The following is a 14,461-nucleotide window of genomic DNA, read 5'->3' on the forward strand; positions in this document are numbered from 1 at the left end:
ACTGACCGTTCGGGGTGATGCAGGTTACAGAAACATGACTCGGCAGCGTCTGTCAAGCTCTTGATGGTCCCTTCACCTGCGTCAGTGGGAAAATGTTCATTCATGTTGACATCTGAGAGCTGCTCGTTCATATTGTGAGCATGGACACAGCGCGACGTAGCACCTGGCCGACCCGGGGAATTTCTTTCGGAGGCGATTACAACCCCGAGCAGTGGCCCGAGGACGTGTGGCATCGCGACGTCGAGCTGATGCACGAGGCCGGTGTCGACTTCGTGACCGTCGGTGTCTTCTCCTGGGCGCGCCTCCAGCCGACCGCGACGACGTGGGACTTCGAGTGGCTCGATCGGGTCATGGACCTGATGCACCAGGGCGAGATTCGGGTCGATCTGGCCACGGCTACCGCGTCGCCCCCACCCTGGTTGGCCACGGCCTACCCGCAGATGCGTCCGGTCGACGATCGCGGCTACCGGTACGCCATCGGAAGTCGTCAGACGTGGAGCCCCAGTTCCACTGTGTACCGCGAACATTCACTCGCGCTGGTCGAGAAGATGGCGCACCGCTACGGTGAGCACCCCGCGCTGGCGATGTGGCATGTCTCCAACGAACTCGGCTGCCACAACGCCCTGTGCTACTCCGACGACAGTGCCTACGCGTTCCGGGAATGGCTCAGCGCCAAGTACATCGACCTCGAGACCCTCAACACCGCCTGGGGCACCGACTTCTGGAGCCAGCGCTACAGCGACTGGGACGAGATCGTTCCTCCATCGGTGAGCACCACGTTCGGCAACCCGACTCACCAGCTCGACTGGCGACGCTTCTGCTCCGACGCACTGCTCGAGCAGTACCGCGCCGAGAAGGCCGTGCTGAATCGCGTCACACCCGAGATTCCCGTGACCACGAACTTCATGGTGGGTATGGGACAGGGCCCCGCGCTCGCCGGCAACATGGACTATGCGTCGTGGGCCCCCGAGCAGGACATCGTCTCCACCGACCACTACCTCGTCGGACCCGAAACAGGCGACGCCGCAGCACATCACAAGCTCTCGTTCTCGGCCGACCTCACCCGTGGCGTGGCAGGCCGTCGACCATGGTTGTTGATGGAGCACTCCACCAGCGCCGTCAACTGGCAGCACATCAACCGCGCCAAGGTTCCCGGCGAGATGATGCGTAACTCGTTGGCGCACATGGCTCGCGGAGCAGACGGTATCGCCTACTTCCAGTTCCGTGCCTCCAAGGCGGGTGCGGAGAAGTTCCATTCGGCTCTGGTTCCCCACGCCGGTGAGGACTCCGCCCGCTGGCGCGAGGTCGTCGAGCTCGGCGCGGCTCTGCGTCGCATGGCCCCGGTGGCAGGCAGCACCGTCGATGCTCGGGTTGCCGTGCTCTTCGACTGGGCCTCGCAGTGGGCGTGCGAGCAGGAGGGCCATCCGTCGATGGCGATGCAGCCCATGGAGATTGCTCGACGCGCACATCGCGGATTCACTTCCGCGGGCGTGACCTGCGACGTCGTCCCGTCGTCGACGGACCTGAGCGATTACGACGTGATTGTGGTTCCGGCCCTCTACCTGTGCAGCGACGAGACCGCTGCGCGGATAGCCGACGCTGCCGAAGCAGGTGCGCAGGTGCTCGTCACTGCGTTCTCGGGAATCGCCGACGAGGACGATCACGTGCGACTCGGCGGCTACCCGGGTGCCTTCCGCGAGCTGCTCGGCGTCCGAGTCGAGGAGTTCTTCCCGCTCGCGGACGGCGAGATCCTGACTCTCGACGACGAGACCCTCGGGGAGATCTGGAGCGAATACCTCACTGCGTCCGAGGATGTCGACGTCCTCGCGCGGCATACCCAGGGCCACTTGCGCGGCGTTCCCGCGCTGACCAAGCGCGCAGTCGGCTCCGGCACCGCCTGGTACGCGGCCACCGTCCCCGACGCGGCGGGCTGGGCCACGCTGGCCGACAAGCTCTGCGCTGCAGCAGAAATCGATACCCGACGCGACCTCGGATCCGATGTGGAGATCGTGCGACGATCGGCAGGGGAGCAGTCCTGGCTCTTCGTACTCAACCACGGGAGCGACAAGGTCAGCGTGCCGGCCACAGGTACCGACCTGGTCGGTGGGGCACAGGTCGACGGTGAGCTGATCGTGGCCGCAGGCGGCAGCGCAGTGATCGCCGAGACCCGCTGATGCTCGCCCATCAGCGTCAGCAGAAGATCCTCGACCAGGTGACGGCCTCGGGCGCAGTCAAGGTCGCCGATCTGGGTGCAGCGCTGTCGGTGTCGGACATGACCATTCGACGCGACATCAACGAACTCGTCGCCCGGGGTCTGGTCGAGCGGGTGCACGGCGGCGTCACGCTCCCCCGATCGGCGAGTGTGTTCGAGCCGGGGTTCTCGGCCAAGTCCGAACTCGATCGCGACGCCAAGGCCGCAATTGCCAAAGCCGCTGCGCGTTTCGTGCGACCGGGAACATCGATCGGTATCTCTGGCGGCACTACAACGCACGCGCTGGCCGAGGAACTGCTCGACGTCCCGGACATCACCGTCGTCACCAATTCTCTTCCCGTTGCCGACCTGTTTCACACCGGTGGCCGGACGGATCAAACCGTGTTGCTCACCGGCGGGGAACGCACACCCTCCTACGCGTTGGTCGGGCCGCTCACGGTCAGTGCACTGCAGAGCATCCACCTGGACATGCTGTTCCTCGGGACGCACGGGGTGGACATCGAATCGGGGCTCACCTGCCCCAATCTCATGGAGGCACAGACCAATCAGGCGCTGGTGGCGTCGTCCCGCCGCGTCATCGTGCTGGCCGACCACACCAAGTGGGGTGTCCGTGCGCTCGCCAACACCATTCCGCTCTCTCGCGTCGACGTGTTCGTCACCGATGCCGGACTCGACTCCGGCGTACAGGACGCGTTGTCCGAGGTGGTCGACGACGTGGTGATCGCCGGAGGCCCTGTCGACACGAACGAGGAACGAGTACTCGATGACCGCGCATGACGCCACGACGCACGCACTGCGCAAGACGTCGACCACTCTGGCCGATGGTCGAGAGCTGATCTATTACGACGACACCGAGCCGTATGTGTCCGGTGGAGCCACCCGCGACCTGGTAGATACTCGTGCCCTCGCGCCGTCGATGTCGCAGTCGCAGATGCGATTCGACGTTCTCACCGGCGAATGGATCGTCATCGCCGCTCAGCGGATGGACCGGACGTTCTTGCCGCCGGCCGACGCGTCGCCGCTGGCTCCGAGCCGACCGGACCGGCCGGCGACGGAAATTCCGGCTGCGGATTACGACGTGGTCGTGTTCGAGAACCGATTCCCGTCACTATCGGAAACTGCTGCACAGCAGACGCTTCCGACAGAGGTGGACGGTGAGGCGCTGTGGCCGCTCGCGCCCGGCACCGGCCGCTGCGAGGTGATCTGTTTCGCCAGCGATCCGGATGCTTCTTTCGTCGCTCTGGAGCTCTCCCGGGTCCGCACCATCATCGACGTCTGGGCCGACCGCACCGCTGCGCTCTCCGCGATCCCCGGCGTGCAGCAGGTCTTCTGCTTCGAGAACCGTGGCAAGGAAATCGGTGTCACGCTGACGCACCCGCACGGTCAGATCTACGCCTACCCCTACCTCCCGCCCCGGACCGATGCGCTGATGAGACAGTCTCGCAAGCACTTCGAGAACACCGGACGAGTACTGCTGGCCGATGTCCTCGCTGCCGAACTGCGTTCGGGTCGACGCATTGTCGTCGACGCCGAGCACTGGGTCGCCTACGTCCCTGCAGCGTCGCGGTGGCCGGTCGAGGTTCACCTCGCCCCTCGTCGCGATGTGGCGGACCTCGCCGAGTTGAACGATGCCGAGCGTGACGAACTGGCCGAGGTCTACCGGCATCTGTTGCGCGGAGTCGATGCGTTCTTCGAGGGTGTGGACGAGGTGCCGTACATCTCGGCGTGGCACCAAGCTCCCGTGGGAGCCGGCCGCGAGCTGGGACGGCTTCACCTGCAACTGTTTTCGATGATGCGCTCACCGGGTCGGATGAAGTTCCTGGCTGGATCCGAATCGGCGATGGGTGCGTGGGTCAACGACACCACGCCGGAACGGATCGCCGATCGACTGCGCGAGGTTCTCGGATGAAGTGGCTCGATGTCGTCGCCGAGGAAGATCTCGCCGACGGGGCCGCAGCGCTGTTTCGCAGCGCGTTCGGCGCCGAACCCGACGGCGTGTGGATCGCTCCGGGCCGAGTCAATCTGATCGGTGAACACATCGATTACGCAGGCGGGCTCGTGTTGCCGTTCGCGTTGCCGTACGCCACCGCGGTCGCGGTACGTCGTCGCGAGGACACGGTGATGCGCGCCGTGTCGACACACACCGACGAGTCGTGGACGGGTGAGCTCGCGGAAATCGGCCCTGGCACACCGTCGGGATGGGCCGCGTACGTGGCAGGCGTGGCCTGGGCGCTACAGGAGCACGGGATAGGCGGAGTCGATGTTGCCGTGCACTCCTCGGTGCCGGTGGGTTCGGGCCTGTCGAGTTCGGCAGCCCTCGAGTGCTCGTTCGCCCTGGCACTCAGCGAGTTGTTCGATCTGCAGGTCGATCGAAACATTCTGATAGACGCCAGCATTCGAGCCGAGAACGAGATCGCCGGTGCGTCGACGGGCGGCATGGATCAGAACATTGCGATGTCGGCTCAGCCGGGACACGCGCTGCTGCTCGATTGTCTCGACGGGTCGACGCGTCAGATTCCCCTCGACCTCGATGCGTCGGGAACCAGGCTGCTGGTGATCGACACCAACGCACCACATCGGCTGGTCGACGGTCAGTACGGAGCGCGTCGGAAGTCGCTCGACACCGCGTACGCCGAATTGGGGGTCACGACGCTGCGCGGCCTCGATCTCGAGCAGACCGCCTCGCGCCTCGTCGACGACACTCTGCTCTCCCGAGTTCGCCACGTCATCAGTGAGATCGGGCGGGTGGAGCAGGCAGCCGAGCTACTGGACCGCGGTGCCGCAGGCTCCGAACTCGGTGAGTTGATGACGGCCTCGCACGTGTCGTTGCGAGACGATTACGAGGTCAGCTCTCCGGAACTCGACAGTGCCGTGGACGCAGCGCTTCGCGCAGGTGCTCATGGGGCTCGCATGACCGGCGGAGGATTCGGCGGATCGGCCATTGCCCTGGTGCCGTCGGACATCGTCGACGCCGTGGTGGTCGAGATCGACTCCAGTGCAGCACGAGCCGGACTGCCACAGCCCACATTTCTCCGTGCCGAGCCCGCCGGCTCCGCGCATCGATTCTTCTAACCTCTACAAAGGAGCACTCCCATGGCACAGGTCACGTACGAAGGAGCGACCAAGCTGTATCCGGGATCGGACGTTGCAGCGGTCGAGTCGTTGGATCTCGCTATCGAGGACGGCGAATTCCTCGTTCTCGTCGGCCCGTCCGGCTGCGGAAAGTCCACCTCGCTGCGCATGCTCGCCGGGCTGGAGGACGTCGACTACGGTGCCATCAAGATCGGTGACCGCGACGTCACTTCACTGGCACCCAAGGAACGTGACATCGCGATGGTGTTCCAGAACTACGCGCTGTACCCGCACATGACCGTCGCGAAGAACATGGGCTTCGCGCTGCAGATCGCCGGTATGGACAAGGCAGAGGTGGGCCGACGCGTCGAGGAAGCGGCCAAGATTCTGGACCTGACCGACTACCTCGGCCGTAAACCCAAGGCGCTCTCCGGTGGTCAGCGTCAGCGCGTTGCGATGGGCCGTGCGATCGTGCGGAACCCGCAGGTGTTCCTCATGGACGAGCCGCTGTCGAACCTCGACGCCAAGCTTCGCGTCCAAACCCGTACGCAGATCTCCCTGCTGCAGCGCAGGCTCGGCACCACCACGGTGTATGTCACCCACGATCAGGTCGAGGCCATGACCATGGGAGATCGGGTGGCGATCATGAAAGCCGGTGTGCTGCAACAGTGCGCCAGCCCGAAGGAGCTCTACGAGCGTCCGGTCAATGCGTTCGTTGCCGGCTTCATCGGCTCGCCCGCGATGAACCTGTTCGAGGTGGACGTTGTCGCCGGTGCCGCGAAAATCGGATCGCTGACGGTGCCCATCGAGCGATCGATTGCCGACCGCATCGACGGCAGCCGCGTGACGATGGGCGTGCGACCGGAAGCATGGACGCTGTCCGATTCCGGTACCGACATCGTCGTCGACGTTGTCGAGGAACTCGGTGCAGATGCCTACATCTACGGCCGCACCGTCGAGGACGCGTCGAATCTCGGCACGCTGGGGGCGCAGATCATCGCCCGGATCCCCGACATCGCGACGCCCTCTCAGGGAGACGTCATTCGAATCGCTCCGCGCGCCGAGACGGTGCACTACTTCTCGACGAAGACGGGATTGAATCTGCGCCCCTGAGCTGGTGCACTGATCAAAAACGGAGGCGGGTATCTGTGACGGTTCACGCGACACTGGCCGCTCCGACGGTCGACCTGCGCGGGCCGTGGCTGGACGCCCACAACGAGTGGGGGCCGGGCCTCCACGAGGACGGGTTCGGAGTGACGGCCGCCGATGATGTCTGCAGCGTCGAGGGTTTCTCGGACTGGATCGACCGGCTTCGGAGCGACGCGGGATGTACGTACCGGTGGATCGTCGAGGGCGAGCGAGTATTGGGCGGCGTCGCACTCAGACACGACGGCCACGAGCTCGCCGACCGTCTCGGGCACATCGGCTACGGGGTTCGGCCGTCCGAACGAGGTCGAGGAGTCGCCTCTCGGGCAGTACGCGAGATGCTCAGGCTCGCCGCAGACTTGGGCATGACCCGAGTGACCGCGGTATGCGAGGTGGGCAACGCGGCCTCGATTGCGACCCTGAAGCGTGTCGGAGGTGAACGTGTCGACGGCATCGGGTCGGCGGTTCGCTTCCGGATTCCTGTGCCCTGATTTCTGCGCTTGACCCTCACACTGTGTGAGACGAGAACCTCGGAGGGTCATGTTCAGCATCGGAGAGTTCGCATCGATCGGCCGGGTCTCGGTTCGGATGCTTCGGCATTACGACGAGATCGGGTTGTTGACGCCGGCGCGGGTGGATCCGTTCACCGGATACCGCTCGTACGACGGCTCGCAGTTCGAGGTTCTGGGACGCACTCTCATGTTCAAGGACCTCGGGTTCCGGCTCGACGAGGTTACGCAGATCGTGCATGCCCAGGTCAGCGACGGCCGTCTACGCGAGATGCTCGCCGCCAAGCGCGATGACGTCGTGCGTCGACTCGATCTCGACGCCGCTCGGCTGCGTCGCATCGATGCGCGGCTCTCCCACACCGAAGGGATTTCGATGATCACCGTGGACACCAAATCGTTGCCGGCCACTCGCATCGCTGCCGTCACCGAGACCGCCGCCGGGTTCGGGCCCGCAAATATCGGCCCGGTCATCGGCCCGATGTATGCCCGACTCGCTCAGACGCTCGACGGGCACGGCGTGACGTTCGGCCCTTCGTCGATCGCCATGTACGAGGCCGTCGACGACGGAGACGGCACGGGCATCACCGTGCACGCCGCGTTCGCGGTGGGGCCTGAGGTCGTGGCCGGCGAGGGATACGAGGTACGGGAACTGCCGCCGGTCGATCTGGCTGCCACGACCGTGCACCACGGGTCGATGGCCACGATCGGTGAAACGTGGGAGCAGTTGATAGCGTGGATCGAGGCCAACGGCTATGAGCTCTCAGGCGTCTGCCGGGAGTTCTACCTGGTGTCGGAGCCGCAGCCGCAGGAGAACTGGGTTACCGAACTCCAGCAGCCGGTGGTCCGACGTCAGGATGCCTGAGCGAGCTCGACGAGCGCGGTGCACTGGCAGCCGCCGGTGACTTCTTCGCACTCGAGCACCAGGAAGTGACGGACGTACTCGAGGTCCACGCAGTCCGGCTCCGTGCACTCCGCACCGCCGACCGCGTGGATCACGAGTGTGCCGTGGCAAGTATCGAAGCTGGTGGACACGCGAATTCCCTTCTGTCGTTTCTTCTACATCCTTGATATCACCGGGCTCCGACAAGTTCGGGAGAAGACCAGCGTGTTCGACGCCTGAGCTGGGTGACAACCACGACCGTCACGGCCGGAATCCAGGCGTATCCCAGAGCCGTCCGGATGGCTGTGTGGTCGCCCAGCCATGCGCCGACACTCACCAACGCGGTGGCCCAGACCCCGGCCGCGACGAGACTGATCACCGCGTATTCACGCCGTCGCAGGGTGGTGGCAGCAACGAGTCGAGGGGCGATGGTGCGGATGCCTCCGACGAGATGGCCTGCGGCCGCCACTGTGCGTGGTCGTGCTTGTGCCGAAGCAGTCACTCCGCGGACCACCCGGGTCAGCGTGCGCGGCAACGCGGATTCGATCCGGCCCGACCCGAGAATCGTCTTGCTGCGGCGACTGCGCCAGAGCGCCCACTGAGCTCCAGTGCTCGACGCCACCGCCGCAGTGACGACAGCGGGAAACCACGGTACGACGTCTATCGATGTCAGTACTCCGAGCGTGATCGGCACACTGTTCCCGGGCGTGAAAAGACCGAGCAGAGAGCCGGATTCGAAGGCCAGCAACACGACGACACCTGCGAGGACGACCCAGACCGGCACGGTCGAAAGGCGATCGACGTCGAATAGGTTGAAGTTCATACCCGTCGAATATTCTCGCCCGCAGAGCGGGAAACACCACGGTCGTCCCACCGATCGATGGTAGTGCGTGCCCTACCATGCGCCGTGGGTTCACAGTGGGGACAAGTCGACAGGCGCCCACTTAGGCTGATCCGCATGAACGAGGCACTACCGATTCCCCTGAATCCGCTCAGGGCCTGGATATCTCCGAACTGGTGGCTGGCGCTGGGCTCGCTGCTTGCGTCGATGCTGGCCGGCCTCGGCGGCTGGATGATCCTGGGCCTGCTGGTACTCGCTGTGTGCGCACTCCCGTTTGCGCTGAGCGGAGTGCTGGTCTTCGCGCTGACGATAGTGGTGCTTCGATGGATGGATATCGCCGCTCGAGCCGGAATCGGTTTCACCAGCGGTATCGCCATCGCGGGACCGGCGGTGACCGTCTATCCCACCAGCTGGCGCAAGCTCGTCTGGTGCGTCCGCGACGTCGGACTATGGAAGTCGTTGTGCTACTGGCTTGTTCGCATTCCGATCTCGGCTGTCCTGGTGTTCCTGCTGCCCGCGCTCTTTCTGGTTCTCCCCGTTCTCGCAGCGGCACCGTTCGCGTGGATCGTGACGAACCCGGTCGGTAATCAGCTCGAAATCGGTGATCGGGTGGGCTACCCGCTCGTCGCACTGGTCGGCGTCGCTGCCCTGGCCACTTTCGTTGCGGGATTGCCCTTGCTGGTGACCGGCTTGGCGAGACTCGACTGGTGGAGTGCCGCAGCGCTTCTCGGACAGTCCGAATCGAGTAGGAGGGTGGACGAGCTGACGGTGAGCCGGGCACGGGTCGTCGACGCCGCAGATGCCGAGCGCCGCCGCATCGAACGCGATCTGCACGACGGCGCCCAACAGCGCCTGGTCTCGGTGGCGATGTCACTGGGGCAGGCGAAGTCGCGCGTCTCTGCGGACGACGATGCGGTGCTGAAGGAACTGCTGGACGACGCTCACCGGGAAGCCAAGAATGCGATCGGCGAGATCCGAACCCTCACCCGTGGTCTGCATCCGCCGATCCTGACCGACCGAGGACTCGATGCGGCACTGTCGTCTGTCGCGGCCCTGTGTTCGGTGCCGGTGACGATCGAGGTGGACCCGGCTCTGTCCGGGCCGCAACGACCGGACGCCACCGCCGAAGCGACCGTCTATTTCGTCGTCTCGGAGGCCCTGACCAACGTCAGTAAACACGCGAGCGCCGGCCGCGTTCGAGTCGACGTCACGAGGAGTGAGTCCGCTGTGCAGGTGAAGGTGGTCGACGACGGTTGCGGCGGTGCGCATATCGCTCCGAACGGAGGCTTGGCCGGTCTCGCGGACCGACTCAGCGGAATCGACGGCACCCTGTCGGTCATCTCACCGACCGGCGGCCCGACAAGTCTGGAGGTGAGCATCCCGTGCGAGTGATCATCGCCGACGATTCGGTTCTGTTGCGAGAGGGTGTCGCTCGACTGCTCACCGACAGTGGAGCCGACGTCATCGGCAAGGTGGGCGATGCGTCGGAGTTACTTGCTTCGATGTCTGCTGCCGACCCGCTCCCCGACGTGTGCGTGATCGATGTTCGGATGCCGCCCACCTTTCTGGACGAAGGTCTGCGCGCGGCGTTGGTCATTCGCCAACGATGGCCCGCCGTAGGTGTTCTCGTGCTCTCGCAGTACGTGGAGGAACGGTATGCGGCCGAGTTGATCCGGCAGAGTACCGACGGCGTCGGGTACCTGTTGAAAGATCGTGTCGCCGATGTGGACGACTTCGCCGACGCCGTGCGGACGGTTTCGGACGGCGGTACCGTCATCGATCCCGAGGTGGTGCAGCAGATTCTGGCACGCGCACCGCGATCGGATCCTCTCGATTCGTTGACGCCGCGGGAACGAGAAGTGTTGACGGCTATGGCCGAAGGTAAGTCCAACGCCGGCATCGCGGCCGCGCTGGTGGTCGGTCAGGCAGCCGTCGAGAAGCACATCGGAAATATCTTCGCCAAGCTCGGTCTGCTCGGCGACAGCGCTGATCATCGCCGCGTCATGGCCGTTCTACGATACCTGGGAGCTATTCGATGAAGAAAGTGTTGTGGCGCAACATCGTTGCCGTGTCGGTTGCCGTAGTTGTCGTGGGCACCGCCGGTGCAGCTACGACGGCAGCGATTGCATACGGCTTCACCACGCCGAAGATGCAGTCTTTCGACTACACCGAAGACCATGCCGTGTCCGGGAACAACCTTGCTTTCACGACGAGGTTTGCCCATGTGACGGTGTCGATGAGCCCCGATTCCGATGTGCACGTCCGGGCCGACGGGTCCTACCGGGGAGATATCCCGGCGGTCGATATCAGTGACGACGGATCGAAGATCGCGGTGGAATGTTCGTACCGAGATCGTGGCAGCTGCGACGTCGATGTCGAGCTTCGGATTCCCGCGGGGTCGATACTCGATATCAACGGAATGGCGGGCGATGTCGTTCTCTCGAACGTGGATGCGCAGACATCGGTGACAACCGCGTCCGGGGCGGTGATCGCTCGTGGTTCCGCAGGAACCCTGGATGTGACCACCCGATTCGGTGATGTGGACATCACCGACGCGGCGGTGTCTGCGATCGAGGTCGACACGACATTCGGGCAGGTCGTTCTGGACTCGCGAGTTCCACCGGATTCGGTGCTCGTGCAGAACACGATGGGAGACAGCACGATCCAGCTTCCGGCGGCCGAATTCTACGACGTCGATGCGTCGTCGGAGAAGGGGGACGTCGAGACGGACGTGGTCGACGATCCGAGTTCGCCGCGATCGGTGTCGATCACCAGTGAGGAAGGCCAGATCTCGGTGCAGCGTAGATAGTTCCAGTCAACTACTGCTGTTCGATGGCTGCTGTTCAATGACTCCGACGCCATGCGCTGAACGAACGGACCGAGGATGTGGTGGGACGCGTCAGCCAGGGCCATGGATGCAACTCGACCGGGGCGATGGCGTCGGCGATGCGGGAGAAGCCGGGAACGGGTGCCCAGGTGGCGGCCAGCGATCGTCCGGAGAGCTCGTCGGAGACTCGGCCGCGACGTACCTCCAACGGCCTATTCGACGCGATCTCGCCGAGTGTCTCGGCGAGAAACACCAGTCGCTTGCCGGAGAGTCGCAATTTTCGCAGGAGTGGTTCGTCGAATACGAAGACGGCAGGTCGCTCGGGATTCGCAGCCAGTGCTGGGTCTGCGGTGCCGAGCGATTCGGCCGTCAGCCAGACCTGTTCTGCACCATCGCCTTCCATGTGTGCCGGGCCCGCGGGAATCGGAGCCTTGTTCAGATCAGGCCCGTCGACCGTCGGCCCGAGATCGTCGTCGGGCCAATTCTCGATGGGGCAGGCATCTTCCAGTGCGCAATTGCGGCACAGCGACGGGGCGCGCTTGTTCACCTGCCATCGGCTGAATCCGTAGACCTTCCCACTTCCGGTACCGACGGTCCACTGCCAGCCGAGGCGGTTCGCGGCACGAGAGCCGTCGAGCAGGTGGGCGAACATCTCGTCCTCGCCGTCGCGCCACGTCGCTCCGGCACGGACTGCCCACTGGGAGGCCAGCCACATGCGTGTTTGGTTGACCAGCCAGCCGTCCTCGTGCAATTCACCCACCACCGAAGACATGCAGTTCATCTCCTCGGCCCAGGGCTGCGCCGTCCAGTTCTGCTGCCGCGGTTGCTCACGCCGTAGCGAACGCCCCAAGTCGGTGCCGACTCGTGCGTAGAGATGGCGGGCGTACTCCTGCCACATGAGCTCGTCGCGGTACCGGGAACGGTCGCGTGGGGGAGCGTCGGCGACCGCGTCCCAGACTTCTCGAAGCGTCAGCAGTCCGTGGCGAATGTACGGCGACATGCGGCTTGCGCCGCGGCGATTCACCGGGAGGACGGTGCTTCGGTCGCGGGCGTAGCCGGTGATGTCGAGTCCGGCCAGGGCGGTATCGGCAGCGGACTGCCCGCCGCGGATGCCGCCCGCCGTGATGCCATCCGGCCCCTCGCGCGTCAGATCGCTCAGATGCTCGGCAACCCAGGCGACGACATCGTCGGTGGCGGCGCCGTCGGCGATGGACGGGGGAGGGGGCAGCTCGGGCATGCCGTCGGACTTCCCCGTCGGCCCGGAAGGGAAACGCAGCTGTCAGGGGCGGGGCAGGCGGCGGTGGAGGGGGTTCGATGTCGTCCTGGTTGCGGATCGGCCCGCGGCCGGCAGAGACGAGACGACGGCAGGCGTGTCCGCGGTGGCGCGTGAGGCGTCGTGTGCCTTCATTGCAGCGCTGTTTCCTCTGCCGAGGGCCGGAGAAGAGATCTGTCGTGCAGCTGCCTCGCCACAGTCAGGGCACGGCACCTCGCCGGGAACGTCGGCCATGGTGAATCTCTGCTCGACGGGGGCGCAACGCTGTGCGCAGCGGAAGCTGTAGGTGGGCACGCATTCGAGAGTAGCGCGAGGTGCCGAATCAGTGGCGTTCCGGCGCAACGTCATACAAGATTTACACGGCATATCGAGCCGGATACTTCACGACGGTGCAATGATCGAGGGAGGAGAATCCGCGCAACCGGAGGTGCCTCGTGCCCGAACTGCTGTTTCCGCTCGACTCGACGAAGAGTTTCACCGAACAGGAGATCGTCGGCCACAACCGATGGCATCCCGATATCCCGGCGGCGGTTACGGTCAAACCCGGCACGTCTTTTCGAGCGCATTGTCGCGAATGGTTCGACGGGGCCATCCGCAACGACGATTCGGCCGAGGACATCCTGAATGCGCCGCTCAACAACGTGCACACGCTGTCCGGGCCGTTCCACATCGAGGGAGCCGAGCCCGGTGATCTGTTGATCGTCGATATTCTCGACGTCGGTCCGATCCCGCAGGAGGATTCGGGTCCGCTGGCCGGCCAGGGCTGGGGCTACACGGGCATCTTCGCCAAGCAGAACGGCGGCGGGTTCCTCACCGATCGATTCCCCGACGCGTACAAGGCGATCTGGGATTTTTCCGGGCAGACCACCACATCTCGCCACGTACCGCACGTGAAGTACACGGGCATCACCCATCCGGGCTTGATGGGGACCGCGCCCTCGGCGCAATTGTTGGCGAAGTGGAACGCCCGTGAAGGTGCTTTGATCGCCACGGACCCCAACCGTGTCCCGCCGCTGGCGCTTGCTCCCGAACTCGACGGGGCAATTCTGGGATCGTTGAGCGGCGACGAATTCTCCCGCGTTGCAGGCGAAGCCGCGCGCACGGCACCGCCCCGCGAGAACGGTGGAAATCAGGACATCAAGAACCTCACCAAGGGCACCCGCGTCTTCTATCCGGTGTTCGTGCCCGGGGCGAAGTTGTCGTTCGGAGACTTGCACTTCTCGCAGGGAGACGGCGAGATCACGTTCTGTGGAGCCATCGAAATGGGTGGTTTCATGGACCTGCACGTCGACCTGATCAAGGGTGGCATGGAGACCTACGGGGTGAGCGAAAACGCGATCTTCATGCCCGGCAACACTGCGCCGCAGTACTCGGAATGGATTGCCTTCTCGGGCATTTCGGTGACCGTCGACGGTGAGCAGAAGTATCTGGACTCCGACCTGTCGTACCAAAACGCGTGCATGCACGCGATCGACTACCTCACCAAGTTCGGCTACAGCCCCGAGCAGGCGTACCTGCTGCTGGGCTCGGCCCCGATCGAAGGACGCCTGTCCGGGGTGGTGGACATTCCGAACTCCTGTGCCACCGTGTACATCCCCACTGCGATCTTCGATTTCCCGATAGCGCCCTCGGCAAGCGGTCCGTTCCAAATCGACCCGGGAATGGGAGCGCCGAGAGCGCAGTTCTGATCTACTTCGCTCG

15 protein-coding genes are annotated in these 14,461 nt (G+C 64.7%); 11 read left to right on the forward strand and 4 right to left on the reverse strand.

Annotation, left to right across the window (positions count from 1 at the left end; genetic code table 11):
* Window positions 1-140: 140 nt before the first annotated feature.
* Genes CH286_RS09135 through CH286_RS09165 form a run of 7 tightly spaced genes read left to right on the forward strand, consistent with a single transcriptional unit; the run spans window position 141 to window position 7,801 of the window.
* Window positions 141-2,174 carry a beta-galactosidase gene (locus CH286_RS09135; protein WP_052058552.1) on the forward strand — a complete coding sequence of 678 codons (2,034 nt, stop codon included), beginning with the start codon at window positions 141-143 and terminating at the stop codon, window positions 2,172-2,174.
* On the forward strand, window positions 2,174-2,989 hold the full coding sequence (locus tag CH286_RS09140) for a DeoR/GlpR family DNA-binding transcription regulator (RefSeq protein WP_032378862.1): 816 nt from the start codon (window positions 2,174-2,176) through the stop codon (window positions 2,987-2,989). The genes CH286_RS09135 and CH286_RS09140 overlap by 1 nt, the downstream gene beginning before the upstream one ends.
* Window positions 2,976-4,121: a galactose-1-phosphate uridylyltransferase gene (gene galT / locus CH286_RS09145; protein ID WP_080734455.1), complete on the forward strand. Its 1,146-nt coding sequence runs from the start codon at window positions 2,976-2,978 to the stop codon at window positions 4,119-4,121. The genes CH286_RS09140 and galT overlap by 14 nt, the downstream gene beginning before the upstream one ends.
* The gene (galK, locus tag CH286_RS09150) at window positions 4,118-5,284 is read left to right on the forward strand and encodes a galactokinase (protein ID WP_037152309.1); all 1,167 of its coding nucleotides are present in this window, start codon (window positions 4,118-4,120) and stop codon (window positions 5,282-5,284) included. Before galT ends, galK begins: the two co-directional genes overlap by 4 nt.
* Window positions 5,285-5,305: 21 nt before the next feature.
* A complete protein-coding gene (locus CH286_RS09155) occupies window positions 5,306-6,397 on the forward strand; it encodes an ABC transporter ATP-binding protein (RefSeq protein WP_032378864.1) in 1,092 nt (363 codons plus the stop codon).
* Between the two features lie 35 nt (window positions 6,398-6,432).
* On the forward strand, window positions 6,433-6,921 hold the full coding sequence (locus CH286_RS09160; protein ID WP_217902914.1) for a GNAT family N-acetyltransferase: 489 nt from the start codon (window positions 6,433-6,435) through the stop codon (window positions 6,919-6,921).
* A 49-nt stretch (window positions 6,922-6,970) separates the two neighbouring features.
* Window positions 6,971-7,801, forward strand: a complete 831-nt coding sequence (locus CH286_RS09165) for a MerR family transcriptional regulator (RefSeq protein WP_094608998.1) — start codon at window positions 6,971-6,973, stop codon at window positions 7,799-7,801.
* On the opposite strand, the gene CH286_RS09170 is transcribed toward CH286_RS09165, so the two are convergent.
* Window positions 7,789-7,971: a hypothetical protein gene (locus tag CH286_RS09170; RefSeq protein ID WP_230592311.1), complete on the reverse strand. Its 183-nt coding sequence runs from the start codon at window positions 7,969-7,971 to the stop codon at window positions 7,789-7,791. The genes CH286_RS09165 and CH286_RS09170 overlap by 13 nt on opposite strands.
* 38 nt (window positions 7,972-8,009) lie before the next feature.
* Window positions 8,010-8,642 (reverse strand): DedA family protein, encoded by a 633-nt coding sequence (locus CH286_RS09175; RefSeq protein WP_032401568.1) that lies wholly within the window; start codon window positions 8,640-8,642, stop codon window positions 8,010-8,012.
* A 135-nt stretch (window positions 8,643-8,777) separates the two neighbouring features.
* Between CH286_RS09175 and CH286_RS09180 the strand changes: the two genes are divergently transcribed.
* The 3 genes from CH286_RS09180 to CH286_RS09190 are packed head-to-tail and all read left to right on the forward strand — an operon-like array spanning window position 8,778 to window position 11,469.
* The gene (locus CH286_RS09180; RefSeq protein WP_212709783.1) at window positions 8,778-10,052 is read left to right on the forward strand and encodes a sensor histidine kinase; all 1,275 of its coding nucleotides are present in this window, start codon (window positions 8,778-8,780) and stop codon (window positions 10,050-10,052) included.
* On the forward strand, window positions 10,043-10,699 hold the full coding sequence (locus CH286_RS09185) for a response regulator transcription factor (RefSeq protein WP_094608999.1): 657 nt from the start codon (window positions 10,043-10,045) through the stop codon (window positions 10,697-10,699). The genes CH286_RS09180 and CH286_RS09185 overlap by 10 nt, the downstream gene beginning before the upstream one ends.
* Window positions 10,696-11,469: a DUF4097 family beta strand repeat-containing protein gene (locus CH286_RS09190; protein WP_094609000.1), complete on the forward strand. Its 774-nt coding sequence runs from the start codon at window positions 10,696-10,698 to the stop codon at window positions 11,467-11,469. The genes CH286_RS09185 and CH286_RS09190 overlap by 4 nt, the downstream gene beginning before the upstream one ends.
* 34 nt (window positions 11,470-11,503) lie before the next feature.
* Here CH286_RS09190 and CH286_RS09195 read toward each other — a convergent pair whose 3' ends face one another.
* Together CH286_RS09195 and CH286_RS27615 are read right to left on the reverse strand one after the other, a co-directional pair.
* Complete coding sequence (locus tag CH286_RS09195; protein WP_094609001.1) at window positions 11,504-12,724, reverse strand: FAD-binding domain-containing protein; 1,221 nt, start codon at window positions 12,722-12,724, stop codon at window positions 11,504-11,506.
* Between the two features lie 42 nt (window positions 12,725-12,766).
* Window positions 12,767-13,054 (reverse strand): FmdB family zinc ribbon protein, encoded by a 288-nt coding sequence (locus CH286_RS27615; protein WP_176458189.1) that lies wholly within the window; start codon window positions 13,052-13,054, stop codon window positions 12,767-12,769.
* Window positions 13,055-13,194: 140 nt separating this feature from the next.
* Between CH286_RS27615 and fmdA the strand changes: the two genes are divergently transcribed.
* A complete protein-coding gene (gene fmdA, locus CH286_RS09205; protein WP_094609002.1) occupies window positions 13,195-14,448 on the forward strand; it encodes a formamidase in 1,254 nt (417 codons plus the stop codon).
* The last annotated feature ends 13 nt before the right edge of the window (window positions 14,449-14,461 follow it).

The organism is Rhodococcus sp. WWJCD1 (assembly GCF_002258735.1).
Classification (GTDB): Bacteria; Actinomycetota; Actinomycetes; order Mycobacteriales; family Mycobacteriaceae; genus Rhodococcoides.

Bases quoted from the DNA above. Each gene is read 5' to 3' on its own strand.
- CH286_RS09135 (WP_052058552.1), top strand. From the start codon at position 141: ATGGACACAGCGCGACGTAGCACCTGGCCGACCCGGGGAATTTCTTTC.
- CH286_RS09140 (WP_032378862.1), top strand. From the start codon at position 2,174: ATGCTCGCCCATCAGCGTCAGCAGAAGATCCTCGACCAGGTGACGGCC.
- galT (WP_080734455.1), top strand. From the start codon at position 2,976: ATGACCGCGCATGACGCCACGACGCACGCACTGCGCAAGACGTCGACC.
- galK (WP_037152309.1), top strand. From the start codon at position 4,118: ATGAAGTGGCTCGATGTCGTCGCCGAGGAAGATCTCGCCGACGGGGCC.
- CH286_RS09155 (WP_032378864.1), top strand. From the start codon at position 5,306: ATGGCACAGGTCACGTACGAAGGAGCGACCAAGCTGTATCCGGGATCG.
- CH286_RS09165 (WP_094608998.1), top strand. From the start codon at position 6,971: ATGTTCAGCATCGGAGAGTTCGCATCGATCGGCCGGGTCTCGGTTCGG.
- CH286_RS09175 (WP_032401568.1), bottom strand. From the start codon at position 8,642: ATGAACTTCAACCTATTCGACGTCGATCGCCTTTCGACCGTGCCGGTC.
- CH286_RS09180 (WP_212709783.1), top strand. From the start codon at position 8,778: ATGAACGAGGCACTACCGATTCCCCTGAATCCGCTCAGGGCCTGGATA.
- CH286_RS09190 (WP_094609000.1), top strand. From the start codon at position 10,696: ATGAAGAAAGTGTTGTGGCGCAACATCGTTGCCGTGTCGGTTGCCGTA.
- CH286_RS09195 (WP_094609001.1), bottom strand. From the start codon at position 12,724: ATGCCCGAGCTGCCCCCTCCCCCGTCCATCGCCGACGGCGCCGCCACC.